Consider the following 24,370-nt stretch of genomic DNA (forward strand, 5'->3'; position numbering starts at 1 on the left):
ACAAGAAGGGCGGTTTATCCGCCCTTTTCTCGTCTAAATCCCGCTATATTTTTCTTAGTGAAGATGAGTTGCTACAATTTTTCCGGTTGAACCACTGTATAGCGTAACAACCGCTTTCCCATCAATAGACAAACCAGTTAGAAGCAAATCTGAAATCATATCGCCATTAACATTCTTTACCTGTTTCAATTCAGGTGCTTCAAGCCAGTTACTACCGAAGCGGATAGTGCGAAGGCTAGAGGTGGAACTACCATCAACAATAAGTAGTTCGTTATTGCTAGTGGCTCTGTTGGTTCCTTGCAGTGCAAACTCAGGATAGCCGTCATTATTCATATCATCGAATGAATGAAAAACCACATCATCCCATTTGTCAGCCCAGGTGTAGGTCGCTATTAGCGCGTTTCTATCTTGACCATCTTTAACTTGAATTTGATTACGCATGGTATCTGGGCGCCAGCCTGCGACAGCCAGTTCTGCAACATTGTCTGCAGTTAAATCTGGTGTAATAAGTAGTTGTGGATTATCCATTTCAGGCCATGCATAAGAAGCAAGTAAACCTTTAATTTCTCTCGCGTCTTTGACCATTAGCATAATACGACTGTCTTCGTTGCTTTTACCGAACAGCCCCCAATCCGCTAGCCCATCACTGTTCATGTCGAAAAGTTTGTTCCAGCTGATATTGTTCCATCGGTCAGGATAGTTGTAAGCGGTAAACTTATTATCTGCGTCACGACCACTAATTAACTTTATCTGTATTTTGTTATTATGTTTTATACGACCAAAAATAGAGATTTCATCTACACCATCGCCATCAAAATCACCATGTTGAAAATATTGAGGTGAATTATAAATGTCTGGGAAGCTATAGGTTGCGTAGTCATCTCTAGTGTCGCCATTTAGAACCTTTAACTGTGGCCGAGAATCCTCTTTAAATTTACCTTCTAGTGCCACTTCCGGAATGCCATCTCCATTGAGGTCGGAGAGCACTTTAGCCGAACTGTATTTCCAGTTTGCTTGCCAATTAAAGGCTTTAATAGCATTACCGGTTACAGCATTCTTTACGAATAATTGAGCTTTACCAGCGTGTTCTTCATTTTGACGTATACCAAACAGAGCAATATCAATAGTGCCGTCTCCATCCATATCCGGCAGTATGTGCAGTCGAATAGTAGATTGAACGTAGGAATTAGCGGGCCAAATCACGGTATTTAATTCGTTGCCGTTAAGCGTATCGACAATTTTCAAGAATGGCGCATTATTTTCAATTGAAAATATGCCAACTTCATCTCTGCCGTCATTGTTAATATCGAATAGTTTATAAACAGAAACGATAATATCAGTATCAATGGTATCAGGCGCTAAGGGAGTATTATCTAGTTTATCATTTATCCCATCGCCATCAGAGTCTGCTACAAGTGGGTTTGTACCAAACTGAAACTCGTCAAAATTGGTTAAGCCGTCGTTATCCGAATCAATGGCTGCATCGTTAATAAGCGGGTTTAAACCTGCTGAAATTTCGTAGGTATCGGGCATGCCGTCGTTATCGTCGTCAAGGTCGCACGCATCACCTAAAGTGTCATCATCAGTATTGATCTGCTGTTCATTTGCAATAGAGGGGCAGTTGTCGAAAGCATCATCTATGCCGTCGTTATCTTGATCAGTTTCTGGCGATGAATCTCTGTAGCCTGAGAACATAATATTATCGACGTAAAGGCCATCCCCTGGCATTGCGCTGTGTAAGCGAAGCACGAGTTTGGCCGCCCCAAAAGTAATAGTAGGAATAGTGATAATAGAGCAGGTGTTTGCACTTACATTATATGAATATTCAACCACTTCTTGCTGAGTTAACATGGCTAGAAGCGATGCTTGCTTATTGACTGAGGCATTGCAGACTTCAACAGAGATTTCAGATACTTGTTTTGGAATATAAAACGGGTTTATTACTACTGGCTTCGCACTATTTTCAAGATAAAGCTGTGTATCTCCACTAGCACTGACAACCCGCGTTGCTTTTGTTTCTCCAGTATCAACTAATTCAAACCCTGGCTTATGCTCTGTATTTTCAGTTAGCCCATATGTAGTTCTATTTAAGTTGCCATTAACTATCCCATGCCCCAAATTAAACCAATCAAAGGTGTTGGTAGATTGTCCCTCGGCCGAAAACTGATTATCAAACAAGTAATTATCAGAATTTCGTAAATTTTTAAGGCCACCGATATCTGAAAGGTTATAGCCATGCTCTCTTCTTTCGATTGCGTTAAAGTGGTACCAAGTAGACTCTACGGTATCGGAAAATAAATCTATGGTGCCATAGTACATTTCATGTACATCTGAATGCCCCATTTCATAAAGCTTTTTTGATGAGCTTCCGGAAATGTGCCGCCCCGTAAGCAGGAGATCAGAAGTTTGCCAGTAGTTATCTAGCCATGTTATTCCCTGCCAGTTAACCACACCATTGTCATTAAGTTCGGGGTTTACATCAAAATCTGAATATATCCTATCGATAAGCCCCCAATCGTGTGGGTCCAAGGTTGTCATTTGAGTTACAGGCATATCGGCACTTAACAATCGTTGCGCTAGTTCGCTGTTAACAACGGTTCCACGGCTGTGACCAATTAAATGAATAAAGTCAAAACTATCGATACTTACGTTTAATTGCAATTGCGCTATAGCGCCCATTAGTGACTGACTAGATGCCTCAGAGTATCCTGCGGATAAATTGTTCGATAGCTCTGCCCAGTTATGGACAACAATATGATGCTTTGCGCCTTCTAGTAATTCACCGGTTTCTGTAAGTGAACCCGAACTAGGGTTAAAGGTCCAAATTTGTGTATTGCCCACAAGATTCATTGACCTATTTTGAATAGCTTCAGCCATATCGCTAGGCCAATCTTCCAAAGTACCCGAGAAGGTATAGCCGTGGCTTATTACCGTTAAATAAGAGGTCGTGGAACCTAGTAAATTTACATCTACTGATGATTCAAACACATTATTTGAAGCCAGTTCATTTTCTACGTTAGGTGCAGATATACTCACTTTTAGGCGATGATTCCCTTTAGTAACAAAGCAATAGTTAGGGCAATGGCTAGCACTATAAGCTTCTTCAGGAACAGTAAGAGTTAAGGTTTCTTTTGCTGTAAGTGAAGAAACATTCCAAGTATATATTTCTACATTCTCAGTTGTATCAGTTAGCGTAACGCTAAAGGCACTGTGAATGGGTACTGTACTGTTATTTTTGATGCCAACTTTAACATTGGTGTTTTCCCCGACTATCGGCAACGGAGTAAACTGTAATATGGCCCCTTGCTCTATGGCAGTAAAATCAATATCTGGAACGTCAGATTTCAGCACCGTTAGTAAGTTAGAATCCCCCGTTCCCGATGAGCTCGAAATACCTGAAATATGGGCTTCGAAATAATACTCTGGGTTGCCATACCCATCATCGGTATACACGGCATCCCACGTCGCTTGAGCATATAAACTACCGCTAGAAGCATCGGCTTTTATCGTAGTCACTATAGATTGAATAGGGTCGTCAGCTATTATGTCATCTTCATAAATTCGAAACGTAATAGTAGTGCCTTCGTCAAACCCAATAACTTCGGCAAACATACCGACACTATCACCGGCAAGCCTCTGCAAAGGTGCTTCCCAATATACATTGGTTATTTCTTGCTTGGCTGTAACTACTACTTCAACTAAGTCGGTGTTGTTGTTTTCAACAGACTCGTCAATTTTAAGGTTATAGTCGGCATACACTCCAAGGTAGTAGGTGCCAGCTTTTGCGGAATTAGGGATAGAAACATAAGTAGTTTCTGAATTAGTACTGCCAGCACCAATAGAAAACTGACTGTCTTCATCTAAACAGCTATCGCCTTGCGTAATAACCGAATCGCTAGACCAGTAAACACAACGCTGAGGGCCGCTACCCGTAGATACCTGACCTTGATTTTTAATGGTGTAATACACAGTTGCTGCATCGCCCGCTTCAAGGGTTAGGTTGCTTAGCGATAATGAAGAAACCACTAAATCTGGCTTTTTCTTCTTTACAGTGAAATGCCATGAATGTACTTCTTTTATCGTTCCATCTTCTATATAAGCGTGAAGCTCGTACTCTCCATCTGCAGTAATCGAGTAGTCGCAATCTGGAGTCCAATCGCCCCAAAAAGAAGTTTCACCCTTATTATTTTTAGACTCACATCCGGCAATAGCATTGCCGTTTTTATCTTCGAAATAATAGTGAGTACCATAGTCTGTATCTTCAACGCTAAAGTTGTGTTCCCCGTGATCAACATCGTAAGTTAGCGTAACGGCGCAAGAGGTCCATCCGTTTTCCTGAGGCCCACAATGCGTACCATTAATTGGAAGAGAGAAGTCTTGTGAAAACGCATGCAAAGGGAACAGAAGCACTAATAGCAATAAATAGCGCCTCATTTGCCAACTCCCTTTGCATCAAAAATGCCTATGTACATTTCCCACTGAGAATTTATATCGGTGCTGCCGTTACCGCCTTGCGTATTTGATTTCTCTTTCGCAATGGCCTCCCTTATTACATTTATTGAAACAGCATCACCGGAATTTACAGAAATTAACTGGTTGGCATTAGAGATAGCTTTTGCTATGCCGGTAGATATAGCCGAGCCTTTATCTTGAACTTCATCTGTAACTAAGGGAGCAAAATAGAGCTCTTTAGGTGAAACCATAACTACATTGTACTCGGCCTTATTAGCAGAGGAGGAAGTAGATTTTAAATACAGCTTTTCTTTATACACATGATGAGGAATACCAAAAAAACGGTCGAGCACCGGCTTTGTGCCGAGTGATGCAGAAACAATAATAGTGACTAAATCATCACGAAACCTTAAATTCCTTTCCAGCGCTTTTAGTTCTGCAACTGCTTCTTCCTGTATCTGTGCTTCAGTTTGAGTTTGAGCACTTTGATGTAGGGCTACTTCAACTTTTTGTTGTTTAAAACTATCAATTTGTTCGGTTGTTATTAAAAGTGTTTTTTTTGTTCCACCTAAGGCGTAGGCGAAGACATAAGCTACGGGGGCGCCATCCAAATCATAATAAACGTCTTTCACCATAAGCGTTTTGGTGTTGTGGTAATTCCACGCGGTTGTATCTGCTACGAATCTGGCAAGGCTACTTATGCTACTTTGCGAGTGCTCTTCCTTTAACGCATCTTCCACTTGGGCGTATGCGTTAATATTCACCAAACCATTAATAGCGATATAAAAAAGAACGGAAGAAAGAAACTGTAAAATATTAGCGCTTTTAACGGTGCTGAATAGATGGAGGAGAATATTTTTCATATAAATGTACAGCGCTTTTTTGTCTATAAGATGGATTCGATCCATTGTTAGCAATGACGTTGCGCAAACATGAGAACATTCGTTGGATGACACGTCTAAACGCTAAAGGCGAATAGGAAAGGTAACAGCTCGTCCATGAATATACTGATGAAAGTGCGAAGAACAATCCTTGTCTTACAGGTGTTTTTTATTATTGAGAATTTAGATAGATTATTAATTGAAATAAATTTGGGGTCAATTGTTCGGGGGGAGTTTATAGGAGTAGAAATACATACTTAAGGTTCTGGATTTATATTTATTCTCTTAGGCTTCATACTTCCTTAAGAAAGATTTGGATAAAAATGGATAAGCTAGAGTGTGTTGATTTTTGACGAAACAATTATAACCGAACCATTGACTGGTCGCTTTTTATATCATAGAGGTCAGCTTACTTTAGATTAGTTAAAGATTATGGCTTATTGCTTTTACCGTAAGGTCTATTCTTTGTTATATTGGCTAAAAGTATTTTAAAATCGTGATTGTTTAAAAAGGAAACACGTATGCTCGGACAAGCTAGTATAGATGTCGCAAGTCGAGGGGTGGTAAGCGGGTGGTTAGTAGCAGAAAGTGGGACTGATACGTTCCTTTGCGTTAATGGCGAAGAAAAGGCAAAAATTGATACCTTCCATCGAAGACAAGATGTGGTCGATGCTGGGATAACAGATACTGACTGTGGTTTTAGTATTGATGTAAGGAGCATATTGCTTGAGTACCAAGGCGAAGTAGTTCTTTCAATAAAAAATCAAGGCGATGTTTTAGTTGAACAGCCTTTGGTTCTATCCTCCATCAAAAATTTGATTGCTAACCCAACGTTTTCTATATCGTCTTTAAATCAAATAAAGCATTGGAAACTCGATTGTTACCATAGAATTGGCGCAACGTTCAATAGCTTTATTTCGCCTAAAAGTTTGGAATTTTCAGATGGTTATTATACGCGGCTTTCATTTTCTGATGCTCATAATACTCGTTCTCTGGTTGAAATCTCGCCCGAAGTTGCATTCTTAGATGTTTTAAATCCGCTACAGCTTGCATTGGTTGCGAAAGCCTCTCAAGAAACAAACCTTCACATAAGAATTGTCTCGAAAGATTCCCGTTCGATTATTTACGATGATGTTTTTACCCTTACTAGTGAGTGGCGTCATCACATTTCAAGTATTCCTTCAGAGTTCATTAACGATTTACGCGAGGGTTCAGCCGAACTAAAAATATGTACAAAACATTACGGTAGGCGGTTTATTGATTTTGCATTCGCACACTTAGCTGAGGATGCCGTCAATATTCAGTTGCCAGAACGCGCTGATGCTACTGATGATAATTATAATGAAGAAGTTGAATCTGGTAAAAACTTAATTGCCAATGGCGACTTATCGTCTTGGGGAAAAGGAATTCGATTCGAAAAACTAAACAGAGTACAAGAGCTTGCAGATAACTGGTTTCTGGAGTTCAGCAAAACAAACAAAGAAAAAATTGCTGTAGCGGCTGTTTCAGATAGCTCGCAATGCGATCCGCTCCAAGAAACTCTTTCTAGCGCTTTTGGGTTGCGAGTAAGGGCTAACCAAAACTTAGACGGCTACGCTCGTATTCTTTTACCCTTCGATAGAATTGCGTTAAACACTGTACAGCACGTTCTTTCAATTGATGTTGAACCAACAAACTTATCAAAGAGGTTGGTGCTTCCAAGAGTTTATTTAATTGCAAGAGATGCAGTAAATGAAACTGCGGTTGCTGACTTTGTGAGAAAGCAAACGGTTACCGATAGAACAACTTTGCAGTTCGAATTGTCGGCAAGTCAGGTTGAAAAAATTCAAACAAAAGCGCGGTCGCTACCTGTTTTTAATATCGTTGTTGATATACCGAGCGGCGCAGATTTCACACTCTATAGCGTGCTCTTGCAAGAGCAATCCTCCTCTCCTGTTGTTGAGTCTAAAAATGATGAGGCTGTTTCAGCGCTAAATATTCCCTTCGCGTTTGAAGATGACTGCATTAATCAGCAACTGAATGTGCTTAAAGGGCTAGAAGAATGGGCGACGGGTAAACCATTTGAGCAAGCTGCCTCCAATGTAGCATCAAGCGCTAAAAATGATTTTAAAGGTACGACATCGCTGGCAGAGTTTGACGAAAAGGTATTCTCATTGGTACCGCACAAGCTGGCTAGACCTACAAGACACTTCCCACTTGTTGATATAATTGTCCCCGTTTATAACGCATGCGATGATGTGCTGCTTTGTTTGTCAGCGCTTATCGAAAAAACAGACCTTTTACATCGCGTAATTGTAGTGAATGACGGTGATGATGAAAGAACTGCAACCATGCTTGCTGCATTCAATAACGCTTTTAATCACCTAGAAGTAGTAACAAACCCACAAAACATGGGTTACACAAAATCTGTCAATATTGGTGTTAAGCACTCAAATGCCGATTGGGTTGTTGTACTTAACAGCGATACAATAGTAAGCGAAGGCTGGCTTGGTAAGCTAATGAACTGTGCTCTGAGCGATGATAGCGTAGGTATGGTGGGCGCATTAAGTAATGCTGCAAGCTGGCAATCGGTCCCTCTCATACATGATAAAAATGGCGATTGGAATTTGAATCCGCTGCCTACAGGTACGTCAGTAGATGAAATGGCTAACTTGGTGGCGGAGTATTCAACGCGCGCTTACCCAGATGTTGGCGTAATAAACGGGTTTTGCCAGCTTATTAATATGAACTTATTAGATAAAATTGGTTTGTTAGACGAACAAGCATTCCCTGTTGGTTACGGTGAAGAAAATGATATGTGCGCTCGAGCGGTAAAAGCTGGTTTTAAATTACTTATTGCCGACGACACCTACGTATTCCATGCTAAGTCAAAAAGCTTTGGCCACGAAAAAAGAAAAGTACTTGCGAAACAAGGCAGTGCAGCATTGAAGAAAAAGCACCCTGATGTTGATTGGGGGGCAGTAACTAAAAAGATTTTTGAGCACCCAGCACTGGTAGAGTTAAGAGAAGATTTGGCTAAAGCACTGAGTAAGTAGTAAAGGATTAATGACGATGAAAGTATTATATGTATTACCCGTAAAGGGCGGCGGCGGCGGTGCTCACTCAGTAGCGCAAGAAGTTAATGAACTGGTGAAAATGGGAATAAGTGCACAAATTGCCGTGAACCAGAAAAATTTTGCTAGCTTTGTTACCTGCTACAGCGACATGCCAAATGTCAGCCGTAATGTTGTTGAATTTACTGACGAGAAGTCTCTGGCTGCGCTTTTAAGTAATGTTGACAGCGTGGTTTGTACCATTTTTACCTCTGTAAAGTTGGTGAAAGACGCATTAGCTATTACAAAATCTAAACCTAAGGTAAGTTATTACGCGCAAGATTATGAACCATTGTTCGTTCAACCGGCAGACCCTATGTGGCAAGAGGCCTTCGACAGCTACACGCTAATTCCAAATATGACCGTTTTTGCCAAAACAGACTGGATTAGAAACGTTATTACAGCAAACCACGGTATTGAAGTAAGCAAAGTAAGCCCGAGTATAGACCACGATGTTTATTATCCCGGTTTGAACAAATCACAAACGCAAGTGTGGATTTCGGCGATGATAAGGCCAAGCACGCCAAGAAGAGCGCCACAACGTACTATGCGCGTATTGAAGAATATTGCTGAAGAGTTTGGTAACAAGGTGAACATTAATGTGTTTGGTTGTAGCGATGAAGATATTTTTGCTGAGAACCTTCCGAGTGACTTTGACTTCACAAACCATGGTGTACTATCTCGTAACCAAGTTTCTGCACTACTAAGAAAAAGTCATTTGTTTATAGACCTTTCTGACTATCAGGCTTTCGGAAGAACAGGCCTAGAGGCGATGGCCTGTGGATGTGTTTCGCTCGTGCCTTCAACCGGTGGAACGGATGAATATATCAAGCATAATGAAAACGGTTTTGCTATTGATCCTAGGGACGAAAAATCGGTTGTCCAAACTGTTGATGGATTTGTTCGACGAGACTCCTCAAGTCTTGAAGCAATGGTGAGTGATTGTATTGAGTCCAGTCTATCATTCTCAGTAAGAAAGGCGGCGCTTTCTGTCCTAGGCGTAATTTCGGAGTAGCGCAGTCATGCAAGAAGTAAACGGTTTGAATGTTGAAGTCAAAGGCGAAAGTAACACTATCGAGTTTGACGAAGAAACTAAATTCCTTCGCTCACGAATAATGGTAAACGGTGAAAACAACACTATCATTCTCGGAAGTGCGCTGAGCTACACCAACTTTGTTATAAATATTAAAGGCAATAGTAAAAAAATAGTAATTGCAAATTCTGGAAAAAATATCAACGGATTAAAAATAGTTTCCATTCGTGGCGAAGGGCAAATCGTCTCAATAGGAGACAACTTTAGTTGCGGTGGTATGGAAATCCAAATGAATGATGAAAATGAGACCTTGACCATCGGAGATAATTGCCTTTTCTCCTGGGGAATTAAAGCTCGGACTTCAGATGGTCATTCGATAGTAGACTTAAGTACTAACCGCGCCGTAAATTTACCAAAAGATATCTCGATTGCTGATAGAGTTTGGGTTGGAGAGGACGTTTCTTTTTTGAAAGGAAGTATGATTTCCTCAGACTCTGTTGTTGGTAGTCGTTCTGTAGTGACAAAGGCGTTCGAATCACCTAACGTCGTCATCGCAGGTTTCCCCGCAATTGTTGTCAAAGAAAACATAAAGTGGGATCGTCGTCGACCCAGTGAGTATAATGATGGCCAAAGTGAGTAGAAAAGTAATTTTACATATCGGCTCTGGCAAAACGGGTTCGACCTCAATTCAGGCTAGTTTATCTAAGCACTCAGTGTTTGGCTCAATCCGTTTTATGAAGTTTGGAGTATTCCAACAAGGAGAAGATAGTGTTACAACCACATAAGGTGAGCACTTAGCCAGACTTTCGCTCTATTACAATCTAGAACAAGAAGATGTAGATAAAGTAATTGAAGGGACTCTTATTTTTTTTAATGAAAAAACCTGACTTCTAGGGAACTTGTATGCACGCATCATCGATGGAAAATATGGCTCGTTGTTTTCGGCGCTATGTTGGACCTAAACAACTCTCACAAGAGAATAGCCTTAAAGTACTAGATATTGGTGGTGCGAACGTAAATGGTTCATATCGAGATATCATTGAGGGGTATAACCTAAGCTACCTTGCTGCCGATATTGCTGATGGTGAAGGGGTAGACGTACATATGGTCGACCCCTACAAAATCCCTCTAGATGATGACAGCATTGACATTGTTATTTCTGGTCAAGCCTTTGAGCATGTAGAGTTTTTTTGGTTGTTGTTTGAAGACATAGTACGTGTGGTGAGAGACAATGGGTTCATTTTTTTAATCGCGCCATCAAGCGGCGTAATTCATCGGCATCCTGTGGACTGCTATCGCTTTTATCCTGATTCTTATTATGCATTAGCAAAGTACACCAACATTCATACGCTTGAGGTTTTACATGATGAAAGGGGCCCGTGGTGCGACCTTGTGGGCGTGTTTTCAAAAAAAGAGCATCGCGTACTTCCAATTGACGAGCGTGTATTTGGCAACTCTAATAGTCAGGTAGGAGCCGGGCTCGTCGAAGTAGAGTATCCTACATCGGGCCCAGATGCAGAGGTAAGTGGCACAATGCCTTATTTGGAATTTGTCGCTAAGGTGCATGAGTTGTTAGAGCCAGACTCCTATTTTGAAATTGGTGTTAGAGAGGGCCACAGTGCCGCGCTTGCGAACTGCAAGTCAATTGGAGTTGACCCAGCACCGGCAATAACGCAAGATTTGTCTAGTACGTTCAGGCTTTTTCCCCTGTTAAGTGACGAGTTTTTTGAAGAGCTTCCTGAGGGTTTTGAACCGCCTGATTTAGCGTTTATCGATGGAATGCATCTTTTCGAGTACGTACTGAGAGATTTTATTAATGTAGAAAAAAATGCCCGTCATCACTCTGTCATAATTATTGACGATATTTTCCCGTGTACAGAGGCACAAGCCTCGCGAGAACGCATAACAAAAGCGTGGATGGGGGATGTTTGGAAAATCAAAGAATGCTTATCCATCTACAGGCCCGATTTAATCTGCATAGCGGTCGATACCTACCCATCTGGCTTATTGGTCGTATTCGGTGCAGATAGCGCCAATACCGTATTAACAGATAAGTACAATGAAATAGTAAAACGTTTTGCAAGAATGGCAGTGCCACCTTTTGATATTCTCAGTAGAAAAGGTGCATTTAATCCCAAAGATCCTTTTGTTCATCAGTCTATTCAAATGGCGAAAGTAACCAGGCAACAAAATAAACCTGTCTCGTATTTAACGACTAAGATTAAACAAGCTTTTCTTAAATATAACGCTTTGGCAAAACAATTAGACGGAATTTGAAAATAAAAAATTGATTTAGGTATGCAATTGAAAATAGAAATAGATTTTGCCTTTGCAGTAGGTTCTAAACTGCTACTAGGAGGGTGGGCAGTTGTAGACAGTAATATGTCCACGCACCCACTTCAGTTCGACGGTGAACCCGCCTCACAGCTTTTGCTCTATAAAAGAGAAGACGTAAGTCAGGTTATGCAGTGTTCTAGTGAGCACTGTTCCGGTTTTTTGGTTGTGCTTTCTGATGCAACGAACAAAAGCAGTGTAGACCTATCATGGGGGGATGATTACTGTAGTATAGAAATAACACCTTCTTTATACACAACTTTGCTTGCTGAAATTTCCCCGCTACCGCAAAACCTCATAACAGATGCCACAGCACTGCTTGAGAGGAACGGCTTTTACTGGGGGCAAAAGGCATTAAAATTCGACGAAAATACGCCCAATAATCTTTCTCTATTTCATAAAGACAGTAAAATCCAAGTGGATTATACCTATACCTTAGATGCAAATACCATTTTGTTAATAGGATGGGTACTTGATGAGGCGCGTTTATTTAAGCGTATAAATCTGCGCATTAATAATATTATTACCAACTGTATTTTAAAAGATGCGTTTTTTCACCCAAGATACGATGTTGCAGAGACGCTGAAATTACCGCTTAGCCAAGGTGAGAAAATTGGTTTTGCTTTTACCGTGTCGTTGCCTGAGCAGGTAAACCCCGATGTTGAGCTTATGTACAGTGTTGATGGGGTGTTTTTTCAAGGTCAAGCGCTAAAGGCCGAGCAATTTAACCGCGAAGAAACGTGGTTAACTGAAATACTACTGACTAACGTAGATATTACCAATACCGCTAAATTTCCAAAGCTTGCCAAGCATGTTAACTCGGCAATAGAGAAGTGCTGGCGTGGTAGGCTTGAAGCCCCTAATTCAGCCTTGGTTAAACAGTTTGGTGCTTCGGTTGCTACCCCTCGCTTGTCTCTTATTATTCCTATTTACGGCCGCTATGACTTTGTGCAAATTCAAATGTCGCAATTTAGCTTAGACCCTGATTTCGACAATATTGAAATAGTATATGTACTAGATGACCCAAGAATAAAGCACGCATTTATGGTTACCTGCCAAGGGGTATTCGAAACCTTTGGCGTACCGTTTAAAATTGTACTTAGCGAGCGTAATTTAGGTTATGCCGGGGCGAATAATTTAGGCGTTGCCCACGCTTCTGCCGAGTACATTGTGCTGCTTAATTCAGATGTAATCCCAAAGCAAATAGGTCAGTTTTCAGCATTGCTGAGTCAGTTTGTCGAAAATGATAATATGGGCATACTCAGTGGTACTTTGCTGTATGAAGACAATACCATTCAGCATCAAGGAATGGAGTACATGCAAGACCCTTCACATCCTGGTATGTGGATGAACTACCACCCACAAAAAGGGTTTCCACTATCGCTTACTGATGAGTTCGATATACGTGATGCCCATGCGGTAACTGGTGCGCTTATGCTCATGACTAAGCAGCAATACATAGACGTTGGCGGTTTTGATATTGGTTACATACTTGGTGATTTTGAAGATTCAGATTTGTGCATGAAAGTACGAAACCAAAACAAGCGTATTGCAGTGTCAGGTGTGGTGCAAATGTATCATCTAGAACGCCTATCGCAGTCATTGGTATCGGGCAACACGTGGAAACATACTCTGTCTATGTTGAATGGCCTAAGGCACACCAATAAATGGAACGATAGAATAGTAGAAGTGATGGCTGAAAATGGATAATAAAAAAATACTCATCATTGCCCACGGTCACCCAGATGTACACAAAGGTGGTGCAGAGCTGGCAGCTTATCAGCTATTTCAAGAGTATGAAGCGCAGGGCCTAAATGTTATGTTTTTGGCTAGAAGCGAAGAGCCGCCTCATGGCGGTGCGGCTTTTTCAATTCGTAATAAGCCCAACGAATTACTCTTTCATACTCGTCAAGACGACGACTTTATGTTTTCGAATATTCGTACAAGATATATTTGGTCAGAATTACGTGATTTACTAGCTCGTTTTAAACCAGATGTAGTGCATTTTCATCATTTCTTTTTGATGGGTATTGAAACCCTGTTAGAGGTAAGAAAAACACTGCCCGATGCAAAAATTGTTTTTACGTTACACGAATATTTAGCCATATGTCATCGTAACGGTTTAATGGTAAAAAATAAAACAAACGCCCTTTGCAGTAAGGCATCCCCTCGAGATTGCCACGGATGCTTTCCAGAAAAGTCACCCGCCGACTTTTTTATGCGTGAAATGTATATTAAACGTGCTTTTTCTGTTGTTGATACATTTATATCCCCTTCACATTTTCTTAAGCAGCGCTACAAAGCGTGGGGGCTAGAAGAAAGTTCTATTCATGTTATCGAAAATGGTATCGCCAAAATAGATGAAAAAGGTGTGAAAGCAAAACAACATGAAGAGCTTATTCACTTAGCCTATTTTGGGCAAATTAATAGTTATAAAGGCTTAGATGTTTTACTTGATAGCCTGCTCTTATTAGACAGAAAAGATCGCAAAAGATTCGTATTAGATATTCACGGTGCTAACCTAGAGCATCAGCCGAAACGCTTTCAAAATGAAATTTTTGAAAATTTGGAAAAGTTGAAGGGCACGGTGTTTTTGCACGGAGCATATCAAAATGCTGACTTACCTAGTTTGCTCGATAGCGCACATTGGGCGGTAGTTCCTTCAATTTGGTGGGAAAATTCTCCCATTGTCATTCAAGAGGCTTTTCGTTCCGGTGTACCGGTTATTGCCAGTAATATAGGTGGTATGGCTGAAAAAGTAGTCCACGAAGTTAATGGGTTACATTTTTCGGTGGGTAAAGTTATGTCGCTTAAAAATTCCTTGTTAAGGCTTATTCATGAGCCAGATTTATATCACAAATGTTGCGAGGGAATTACAGCACCATTAACTATCGCAGACTCAGCCAAGCAAAATCTTGCATTATATTAGGAGCCATAAAATGAAGTGGTCGTATTTTATTGAGGCAGACAACACAGCTTCAATTATCCCCTTCGAAGGGCCCGCTGTAGGTTTAACAACCTCGTCACTTTCGTTACAGCTATCCATAGAGCTAGGCGATATAAATAATGTTGAAGTATCTATTGCTTCGCACTCTGCCTTGTTACATGGCGAGCAAAATCTATCGAACATCGAATTCGACAAATCAATCAATAAGATTACCTTAGGGTTAGAAGACCTTCCATCTAAAGTAGTAGTGTTAAAAGTTTTGGTTCACACTACATCATCGGTTGCGGTTTTTCATGTTGCGTTACTTCCCTCTTTTAATCTCCCTCAAGCAGTGTTTGTACTAGGTTCACCTAGAAGCGGAACTACCGTAGTGGGTAATATGTTACAACGGGGAATGGGCATTAAAAGTCATGGCGAATCCCATATGGCAGAGTTGCTAGCAACACTAGTAACCACAGCTACCGACTACGTAAAAAAATCTCCGGCATCGGGAAATAAAGGTACGCTTACTTGGGAAGTAGAGTCCATTTATGTGAAAGCGTTGCAAGTACAGCAATTTAGAGAGCTGTATAGCAGCTATTATCCGGGTAAAGTTTTTATCGATAAAACTCCTGGCATACCCATGCTGAATTCGTTACCAATTTTAATGTTAGCGTATCCGAATGCTAAAGTTATTTATTGCCAAAGGCGTGGTATTGAAAATATCGAATCGAGACTTCGAAAGTTTCCTCAAGTTCCTTTCGAGGGGCACTGCAGACAATGGCGCCAAGCAATGCTTTTATGGCGTAGAAATAAACAAGTGCTTTCCAGCCAATACTTTAAAGCGCAAAACTGGTTCATGGATGTAGAGCAGTTCCGTCTAGCAAAAAATCCTTCAGAAGTGATCAAATCATTAGCACAATTTTTAAATTTAGATAATTCGGCATATGAACGTATGTTGCATTATCAAGCTACCGAAACGCCTCAAAAAACAGGTAGTAGTGATTTTAGTGCTTCGTCTTTAGAATCTGTTAAGTGGAGCGAAGAGCAAAAAGCGGTGTTCAAAGATATCTGTAACGATGAAATGCAAAGGTCAGGATATTCCTTAGATAATACCTATTTTGTGTAATTCATTTTAGGCTGCCACGTGAATGCATTGGGTAGCTTAGTGACTGGAAAGGCTTGATCAAATATTAAACAGATGTAAAGTGGTAAATAAGCACATTTAGTAATCTCTCTACAGGGAGTTTGAGAAGACTATGAGCGTCCACCGAAAAAGAGGAGTGGTTGCTTCTCGTAAACGTTTAGAAAAAGCTATGGTAGAAGCTGGTTTTAAAACGCAGATTGCGCTTGCTAAAGCTATCGCTAAACAAGAAGAATCGACCACTGTTCCAAAAGATCTCGTAAGTAAAGTTTTTAGAGGTGTTCCTGTTTCACCCTATAATCTACAACGTGTAGCTTCCGTATTAGGTGTAGAAGCCTATACGTTGTATCAAACATCTCAAGAGTCAGATAATAAAAAAGAAAATGCAGGCGACTCTTCTTCTGGTGATCCGATAGAAGAAAGTAAATTGGTAACTGGCGTTCTCGAAAAAGCGCATTTGGATACCGAATATTCTACTCGCGAAACCGAATCCGATAACGGCTACAGCCAAACGGTTTCCTCTAGTGAATTTCACAGCACAGAATATTTACCTCAGAAAAATTTTTTCTGGATTTTCATAGTAAGCAGTTTCGGGTTAGGGCTGTTTTTCTCGGTTACATACTTATTACCTGAATTCATCAAGTCAAACGAGCCACTAAACTTACTAGACGACCCCTCATTCGAACATTACTCCGCTATATTAACCGTTAATGATTCTATGCTTTCTTTTGCTGACGCTACAGCTAAGGCTATTGATAGCGATTTAGTTGCGCTAACTATTTTAGGTGAAAAAGCCTCTACAACCGCACCTCTTCAACTTCTACAGCGCTATCGAGCCGATGCAGTTCTAGAAATAGTTACGCAAAGTGAGGGGCGATTTTGGAGCATCGCTTTAGTTGCTTGGACCAATAAAGGGAGCACCACACTTTGGAATACAAGCTTATCTAGCGGGCAATTCAATTTATATATGACCGATATTGCGAACGAAGTGGCAAAGGTTGTTTCATTATTTTTTAAGCAAGAGGCTATAACAATTAACCCCAAGTTTGGCTTCAACGTTTCTAATGAAGCATTAGCCTTCTATTTAGAGGGAAGGGCAAAGTTAGATACGACTTATCAAGATGAGCAGGCTATACATGCACAAAGCAGATTTAGTGCTGCAATAAGGCGCGATAAAAATTTTGCTCAAGCGTATGCCGGCTTATGTGAAGCTCTCATTTTGGAAAGCTGGGCTGGAAACGAAAAAATTGTGCTAGAGGATGCCAGTAAAGCATGTGCACACGCACTGGAGTTAGCACCTTCATCTCCTTATGTGCTTGCAGCTAACCTGGCGCTATTTAGGAGTACTGCCTCATTAAAAAGCGCTTTATCTATGATGAAAAAAGCACTACAAAACGCAAAGTACAATTCGGCGCAAATGCTATATGAAATCGCTTTTTTAAAATTCGAATATTCGAAAGAAAGCAGTGAAAAAGCGCTATTGTTAAATGAAATCGAATTATTGAGTAGTAAAATTATTTCGACTTACCCTGCATTCTGGCGAATTCACCATCTCCTAAGTTTAGTTGATTTTCACAATGGAGATATTAGCTCAGCAATGAATCACATAGATGCGGCCACCCATATTAATAAAAACGTGCTGCTGTTAACAAACCTAGGTACGCTGCTATTTTGTCAGGGTGATATACCCGAAGCGAAAAGTAGATATCAAGAGGCAATACAATTTTTCCCATCATCGCCTCTTGGACATGAAATGTTGGGTAGAGTTTATTTTTTTGAAAATGAGCTTCATGCAGCAGAGAAGTCTATCAAGTGGTCGATATCGTTATCAGATGAAAATAACATTCACCAGACGTGGGGAAACTTAGCGGACGTGTATCGTCACATGGAACAGCTTGCTACAGCCAAAACCTATTACCAAAAAGCTTTGGATATTATTCATCAAGATGAGCTTTTAGGGCTTAGGTCGATAGAAATGGATATATATAGACTGTATTACGAAATAAGCATGCTCACAAGTACAGAACGCCTAAGTAAAATTGAATCTCACAACAAAAATTTAGAAGAATTGTATGCCGCTACTCAGTCTCACTTATCTCCCGCAACAGCGATCAGAATCGCGGTAATTGGTTTCTTACTTCGTAACGATGCCGTGGCTAAATCTAGCCTAAATACTGCGGTGTCGAGTTGCCCAGTATTTTGGAAATCGCCTGATATAGTCAAGCTTTCAAATGAACTAAAAATTACTATGCAGTAATTTATAACTTCTACGTACACCAGTTTTCAGCACAAAGGCAAATAAACTTCTGTTAAGTAAATTTATTTAAACAAAGTGAATATAATTCAGCATGCTATCTACGGCTATATTCTCTTAAGTGGCGTTAAATGACTACCTTAGTGTTGAAAAAAAAACCTACTTAATAGATTTTAGTTTTAGTAGGGAAACTATTGTGTCTGTCGCTTTTTTCGCGTTGATTACCGACTACCTGTTCTATTCGATAATATGAAAATAAGTTGTTCAAAAGCCTCCCATCCAAATAAAAACAGACGTATTTTTTAGACGGAGTTCATTATGCGTATTTCAGGATGTTTGTGGATAGAGCAGTCTCGAATCCAAGCAAGCGGTTATGTAATGTTATTACTGAGGAGTATAGCGTTTCTAACTGCACTAATTATTTCTATGTCAGTATCTGCAATTGAAGTGAAAAGCAGCTTGGAGAATTACCAAAAAGACAGCAACGGTAGGTTGGTTTACAAGGTCTTAATTTCTAATACCGATAATGTAACTCGAACAAATGTACGTTTAGACTTGAGTATTCCTTCTGGCTGGCGATTTTCCAGAGCGGAAGCGTCCATTCAAGCCTCAGGGTGTAATACATGCTCTTCTGGTAGCTCAACTTACTGGATATTTGACTCATTAGCTGCCGGAAAAAGTGTTGAATTAGTTATCCCTTTTTATTCAAGTAATTTAGCAGATCAAACAGGGAATTCTCTAAGTTTCATTGCTTCAGTTACTCATTCAGGAACTGCCAACGCAATAATAGATGAGATATCAACGCTAGCTGTGGCTGCACAAACTATACATATGTCGGTTTCCGCTAGTAAAAAAGTAGTTAAGGCAAATGATGTTGTTGACTACGAAATAACGTTTGGAAATGTAGGAACTTCAGGGTTTGTAGGACAATATATTTCAGCTGACATTCCTAGTGGTGCGACTTTCGTTTCCGCATCGGGTAACGGCGTGTTGTCTAATGGTAAAGTCGTTTGGGACAGTTCTAGTGTGCTAAACATAGGCGAAAGTGAAAGAAGATACTTTTCTGTTCAGTTACCTGCAGGTTCTGCGGGGTCAATTTATACCACTGAAGTATCTTGGGCACAGACGAGTTCGAGCGCAGTGCAACAAACTACGTCAGAAAATGTAGTTATAGGTGATGATAGTGGAGTAGAGCTTTCCGTTGCCGTATCCGGTGGGTTGCAAACCGATGCTACCAGCACTGACTATCGATATGTAATATCTAATAATGGTACAACAACACAATCAGCTATGACACTCTCGGTATTAATGGGCACCGGCAGCTATTTAGCATCCTATGAATCTATGCCTACATTTTACGGCAATAAGTATAATAGCAATTGGTTTTATTTTACGGTGGATGCGTTAGCACCCGGCGAATCAGAGGTTATCTACGTTCCGGTTAGGCCATATAATGAAACAGATGGTAAGCCTTTCATTTCTCAAGCTATTCTAACAATTGATGAGTTAGATTCTTGGCAAGCAATTAAACCTACAGTTAGATACGATACAACCGACTCCTTGGCACTAACAATATCTTCAAGTAAGCAATCAGTTGCTGCAGATGAAGAGTTTAGATATGACGTTTCCTTAGGAAATTTACGAACAACGGCATTTCAAAATATAGATATAATTGCAGAGTTGCCAGAGAATGTAACAGTAGTATCTGCTGAAGGCGACGCCACCATTGTTGGTAATACCGTCACTTGGACTTACAGTACCCTAAACTCTGGTGTAAATAACAAGAGAAGCATCAATGTAGTTAGTGATGAGGGGCTTGAAAACGGAACGCAATTAAAAGCAAATATTACTGCGCAACTAGGCAATGAGATATTAAGTGATGGAAGCGAGATAGTATTCATCAACGATGATCAATCCCTTGGTTTAGACATTGCGTTAAGTACAGACGTTAATAGCGACAATCAAGCCACATGGGTTCGATACATAATTTCTAACAATAGCGAACTAGCTAAAACAGATGTCACTTTATATTTAAAACTGGCAAAAAATTCGATTGTAACGAGTTACGACGACTTACCAAGTAACTACGGAAACCGATACTATGGAAATTGGTTTAGTTACAGTTTAGGGCAGATTAATGCTGGAGAGACGAAAGCCGTTACCTTACCTATCCAAAGAAGTAACGCTATCGATGGTCAAATCTGGGAAACCACAGCTTTTCTTTCTGATGCCACGTCATTCTTCGTGCAGGGAACAAAACCTACCATCATAAATAAAATCGAAGATACGCTTATCGCCACATTGGTTGCGAGTAAAGAGGTTGTAGGCGCTGGTGATGTCTTTGAGTATGAAGTTTCTGTAGGTAATCCATCGTCTACAGCTACACAAAATGTAACAGTAGAACTAGATGTACCTCAAAACTTCACTGTTTCAGATATAAGTGATGGTGGAGTTTATGAAGGGAATACCATTTCTTGGAGTCTTAATACTGTAAATTCAGGAACAAGCACAAAGCGCTCCGTGAAAATGCATGTTCCAATTGGACTAGTAGATGGCACTACTCGAAAAGCGCACTTAACAACTAAGGTGGGCGGTGAGGCTGTCGCTCACAGTACGGTAATAAACTCAATTAATAATAATAGAGATCTTGAATTATACGTTAGTGTGACTGGTGATGTGAGCACACCTAATCAGCAGTCTTTTTACCGTTATAACGTCACGAACAATGGGCTACTGTCTAGAACAGACGTGAAACTATTTATTAGTATGGCGGGGTGGTCCTACCTGGGCTCTTACGAAAGCCTTCCTTCATTTTACGGCAATAAATATATGGCCGACTGGTTTAGCTATGATTTAGGCCAAATAGATCCTGGGCAATCAAAAACAGTAATTATTCCCTTTTTAACAACGGGACAAGTTACAGATGGCATGATTTTAGATTCACAGGCTGTATTGACCGACGGCAGTAGCAGCTACATTCAAGCAATGAGACCTACGGTTACTTATGACAGTAGTGCTAGCTTATTAACCTCAATATCCGCCGATAAGCAAACTGTTTCGGTTGGTGAAAAGGTTGAGTATGAAGCTACTTTCGCTAATTTAGCTTCTTCTGCAACACAAAATGTTGAATTAATTGTAGATATCCCGGATGAACTCTCGGTTACAGACATTAGCGATAATGGGTATTTCTCATCAGGTAAAGTTTACTGGGATATAGGAACCGTTAACTCACTTAATAATGGAAAGCGCTTTTTCACTGCAATTACAGATGACGAATTATCGGAAGGCGATGTCGTTCTTGTTAAAGCTACATTGAATACAGGAGGGGCAAGCATTTCACGCGCAAGTGAAGCGGTAGTTCTACAGAATAACATCGGTTTACAGCTTGCGGTAGCCACTTCAGGTACAAGTTGGGAAGAAGGCAATGAAGACGATGCACATTATCGATACATTATTTCAAATAATGGCGAAACGTCTAAGACCAACGTTCAAGTTGTTTTGTCTCCTGGTTATGGCAGCCGCGTAAGACCAAACAATGGTGCTCCAGCCATATCTTCATCCTATTATTATGTTAGAGACTGGTTAACCTATTCCTTTGATGAACTTCAACCGGGTGAATCTCGCACTATTTACTTACCTATTTACGCATCGAATGCGGTAGAGGGGAGTCCTTGGATTTCACATGTAATGGTTTCAGACCAAAGTGCTAGTTATACATTAAGTGCTAACCCAACCATTTTACGTGGAAGCGAATATGACGGCCTTAAGCCCCTAGTCAACATTGAAAGTGACGGAGCAATAAAAGATCCAGGAGACAATGTCACATTTTCGGTGGCCATCGGCAACCCGTCTGAGGATGTGGTAGAAAACGGAATGGTAATTACTCAAATACCAGAAAATATGGCATTTGTCAGCGCTTCAGGGTTGTACGAAGTTATTGATGATAAAGTGTACTGGCCTCTGGGTGATATACCAATAGGCACATGGAGGAAAGAGTCACTTACGCTAGCAATTTCAGCAAGTGCAACTAATGGAGAGCTCTTACATGTGGAAAGTAAATTGCTTAATTCATCCAACTTGGGTGCTATCAGCATAGCGTCAGATGTTGTTATTGTGCAGGAAAGTGCAGGGGTTGCTCTGTCAATTAATAATAGTTACACCGTTCCCATGGTGGAAGACAGTAAATATATATTGAACCTCGATGTAGTGAATGGCAGTGAAGTGCAAGTTGCAGATGTAAGCTTAAGTGTTAAGGCTGCAAGAAAAACCTACATGCCAGCTAGTGAGCACCCTACCGGTAGTTGTTCAAATGGAAGTTATTGTTACGAATATGATTGGATGAACTTTAGTTTAGGTAATATGGATGATGGAGAAAGCATATCATTCAACGCAAATACTTACCTTCGTTCAAGCAGTCAGGCCCCTGAAAGTGGCCAGTTGCTTTCTTCTATTGTAAGAGTGACGCATAGCTCTACACCCAGTTCAGATATTGTTATGACCTCTACGTTGGGCGCCGGTGGTAATTTCGATGTGGACTCGGAGCACGATAGTGATGGTGACGGAATACCAGATTACTGGGAACTTCAGTATTCAGGTTTTGCTAATTGGTTGGATGCAACTGATGCAGACGACGATTTAGATGGTGACGGCTATACGAATCTTGAAGAATATTTGAATGGCCTTGCGCCAGATAATAGTGACCCTAAGGACACTGATACTGACAATCTATTCGATAGTGTGGAAATAGCATTAGGTCTAGATCCTAATAGTAATGATACTGATGGCGACGGTATCATAGATAGATTAGATAACCGGCCAACGGTATTTAACTCTGCGCAAGATGGCTTATTGAAAGTGTTGGATAACATTGGAGATGTAAATAGCGATGGAATTGATGATGTTGCTATGGTGTACGTGGAATCTAGTGAACTAGCTTCTGAAGTTGCCATTCATGCAGGTATTGTCACTATCGATATTGTTAATATTGAAGACCTTTCATTAATCAAGCGTATAAAGTGGCCTACAGCGTACCAAGATATTCAGTTGTATGTACTGGATGATATTGACGAGAATGGATTCGTTAATATTGGTGTATTTGGTATGTATCTAACATCTGAAAACGATACCGACGTTATCAAACCTCAACTTTATGTACGTGATGCTCTTACAGGAGCGCGGATTGCCACATATAACTGGCCTGCAAATTGGCTTGAAGCTGGAATTGTCGTTTTAGAAGATGTGACAGGCGACGGTATACAAGATGTGGCTTTAGAGGGGCGTTTTATCATTGAAGATGCTAGACCGCAACTTATGGTCAAAAATGGGGTTAATGGTAATTCTGAATTGACCTATAGCTACCCAAGTTTATTTGATAAGCCAGGCTATGTTCAACTAAGTGATTTTAACGGTGATGGCATTCGTGAAATTGGTTTGTTCGGAAAGTTATTACGAAACGATAAATATCAGATTAAAATTACTGACGGAACTGATAGTGAGGGTAAGCTACCAGCTTACAACTATCCAGATTACTGGGTAGAAAATAGTTGGCATGAACTGTCGGATATAAATGGTGATGGAGAAAATGATTGGGGCATGTTTGGTATTCGAACTGACGACAACCGCCCGCAGTTATTAACTAAAAGTGGAACAGATATTACCGGCTCATTGGGAATATTTGCATGGCCAGAAGACCTAAATTCAGCCGATTTTCATATCATCCCTGATGTAACTGGCGACGGTATTGATGAAGTTGCAGCATCTGGTTATCGAGGTAGTCAGGACCGGAACCAATTCATTGTTAAAAATGGTGCAAACCGAGATGTTATTTATGCAAACATTGGCTGGGCCAATAAATGGACTCAAGTCACCTACCATGTATTAGGCGACTTGAATGGCGATGGTCAAGCTGAAATAGCGCTATATGGTCTTCGAACGACTGGCGTGTGGGAGCTCAATGTCAGGGATACACTTAATAACGATTATGGAGTGTTTGTTATTGGCAAAGACTGGGTTACCAAACCCTTGATTGCAGTTGGAGATGACAAAGACGGTGACGGGCATCGAGATGTGTTGTTATATGGGCACGCCTTGGATGGTACGCCCCAAACTAGGTATATGAACGACTAACGACTAAGTATCAAAAAAACCTGAATTTATTCAGGTTTTTTTTTGCTTCTTATTGGGGCAAAAATAGCAAACGAAAAATACAGGCTTACTCCATTAACGCTACAACTAGTAACCAAAGTAGTTTTGGC

Annotated in this window: 11 protein-coding genes; 9 read left to right on the forward strand and 2 right to left on the reverse strand. The window is 40.5% G+C overall.

The window, feature by feature from the left end:
• Nucleotides 1-54: 54 nt before the first annotated feature.
• Both J5X92_RS18815 and J5X92_RS18820 read right to left on the reverse strand, forming a co-directional pair.
• Entirely contained in the window at nucleotides 55-4,434 is a 4,380-nt protein-coding gene (locus J5X92_RS18815; protein ID WP_208806294.1) for a CARDB domain-containing protein, read from the reverse strand.
• Complete coding sequence (locus tag J5X92_RS18820; protein WP_208806295.1) at nucleotides 4,431-5,315, reverse strand: hypothetical protein; 885 nt, start codon at nucleotides 5,313-5,315, stop codon at nucleotides 4,431-4,433. Before J5X92_RS18820 ends, J5X92_RS18815 begins: the two co-directional genes overlap by 4 nt.
• A 539-nt stretch (nucleotides 5,316-5,854) precedes the next feature.
• Here J5X92_RS18820 and J5X92_RS18825 point away from each other — a divergent pair.
• The 9 genes from J5X92_RS18825 (at nucleotide 5,855) to J5X92_RS18865 (ending at nucleotide 24,242) form a co-directional block, all read left to right on the forward strand.
• Complete coding sequence (locus tag J5X92_RS18825) at nucleotides 5,855-8,368, forward strand: glycosyltransferase family 2 protein (RefSeq protein ID WP_208806296.1); 2,514 nt, start codon at nucleotides 5,855-5,857, stop codon at nucleotides 8,366-8,368.
• A 16-nt stretch (nucleotides 8,369-8,384) separates the two neighbouring features.
• Nucleotides 8,385-9,440 (forward strand): glycosyltransferase, encoded by a 1,056-nt coding sequence (locus J5X92_RS18830; RefSeq protein ID WP_208806297.1) that lies wholly within the window; start codon nucleotides 8,385-8,387, stop codon nucleotides 9,438-9,440.
• 7 nt (nucleotides 9,441-9,447) lie between these two features.
• Nucleotides 9,448-10,098 carry a hypothetical protein gene (locus tag J5X92_RS18835; protein ID WP_208806298.1) on the forward strand — a complete coding sequence of 217 codons (651 nt, stop codon included), beginning with the start codon at nucleotides 9,448-9,450 and terminating at the stop codon, nucleotides 10,096-10,098.
• Nucleotides 10,099-10,361: 263 nt separating this feature from the next.
• Nucleotides 10,362-11,735, forward strand: a complete 1,374-nt coding sequence (locus J5X92_RS18840; protein WP_208806299.1) for a class I SAM-dependent methyltransferase — start codon at nucleotides 10,362-10,364, stop codon at nucleotides 11,733-11,735.
• Between the two features lie 21 nt (nucleotides 11,736-11,756).
• Complete coding sequence (locus tag J5X92_RS18845; protein ID WP_208806300.1) at nucleotides 11,757-13,502, forward strand: glycosyltransferase; 1,746 nt, start codon at nucleotides 11,757-11,759, stop codon at nucleotides 13,500-13,502.
• The gene (locus tag J5X92_RS18850; RefSeq protein WP_208806301.1) at nucleotides 13,495-14,721 is read left to right on the forward strand and encodes a glycosyltransferase family 4 protein; all 1,227 of its coding nucleotides are present in this window, start codon (nucleotides 13,495-13,497) and stop codon (nucleotides 14,719-14,721) included. Before J5X92_RS18845 ends, J5X92_RS18850 begins: the two co-directional genes overlap by 8 nt.
• A gap of 10 nt (nucleotides 14,722-14,731) precedes the next feature.
• On the forward strand, nucleotides 14,732-15,847 hold the full coding sequence (locus tag J5X92_RS18855; protein ID WP_208806302.1) for a sulfotransferase: 1,116 nt from the start codon (nucleotides 14,732-14,734) through the stop codon (nucleotides 15,845-15,847).
• A 130-nt stretch (nucleotides 15,848-15,977) separates the two neighbouring features.
• A complete protein-coding gene (locus J5X92_RS18860; RefSeq protein ID WP_208806303.1) occupies nucleotides 15,978-18,119 on the forward strand; it encodes a hypothetical protein in 2,142 nt (713 codons plus the stop codon).
• Nucleotides 18,120-18,434: 315 nt separating this feature from the next.
• Nucleotides 18,435-24,242 carry a DUF11 domain-containing protein gene (locus tag J5X92_RS18865; RefSeq protein WP_208806304.1) on the forward strand — a complete coding sequence of 1,936 codons (5,808 nt, stop codon included), beginning with the start codon at nucleotides 18,435-18,437 and terminating at the stop codon, nucleotides 24,240-24,242.
• Nucleotides 24,243-24,370: the final 128 nt, after the last annotated feature.

Source organism: Alteromonas sp. K632G (assembly GCF_017653625.1).
GTDB classification, from domain to species: Bacteria; Pseudomonadota; Gammaproteobacteria; order Enterobacterales; family Alteromonadaceae; genus Alteromonas; species Alteromonas naphthalenivorans.

What these genes read in the sequence shown, in the direction of transcription:
- J5X92_RS18860 (WP_208806303.1), top strand. Translation starts at nt 15,978, where the DNA reads ATGAGCGTCCACCGAAAAAGAGGAGTGGTTGCTTCTCGTAAACGTTTA.
- J5X92_RS18815 (WP_208806294.1), bottom strand. Translation starts at nt 4,434, where the DNA reads ATGAGGCGCTATTTATTGCTATTAGTGCTTCTGTTCCCTTTGCATGCG.
- J5X92_RS18850 (WP_208806301.1), top strand. Translation starts at nt 13,495, where the DNA reads ATGGATAATAAAAAAATACTCATCATTGCCCACGGTCACCCAGATGTA.
- J5X92_RS18825 (WP_208806296.1), top strand. Translation starts at nt 5,855, where the DNA reads ATGCTCGGACAAGCTAGTATAGATGTCGCAAGTCGAGGGGTGGTAAGC.
- J5X92_RS18865 (WP_208806304.1), top strand. Translation starts at nt 18,435, where the DNA reads ATGCGTATTTCAGGATGTTTGTGGATAGAGCAGTCTCGAATCCAAGCA.
- J5X92_RS18830 (WP_208806297.1), top strand. Translation starts at nt 8,385, where the DNA reads ATGAAAGTATTATATGTATTACCCGTAAAGGGCGGCGGCGGCGGTGCT.
- J5X92_RS18840 (WP_208806299.1), top strand. Translation starts at nt 10,362, where the DNA reads ATGCACGCATCATCGATGGAAAATATGGCTCGTTGTTTTCGGCGCTAT.
- J5X92_RS18835 (WP_208806298.1), top strand. Translation starts at nt 9,448, where the DNA reads ATGCAAGAAGTAAACGGTTTGAATGTTGAAGTCAAAGGCGAAAGTAAC.
- J5X92_RS18820 (WP_208806295.1), bottom strand. Translation starts at nt 5,315, where the DNA reads ATGAAAAATATTCTCCTCCATCTATTCAGCACCGTTAAAAGCGCTAAT.
- J5X92_RS18855 (WP_208806302.1), top strand. Translation starts at nt 14,732, where the DNA reads ATGAAGTGGTCGTATTTTATTGAGGCAGACAACACAGCTTCAATTATC.
- J5X92_RS18845 (WP_208806300.1), top strand. Translation starts at nt 11,757, where the DNA reads ATGCAATTGAAAATAGAAATAGATTTTGCCTTTGCAGTAGGTTCTAAA.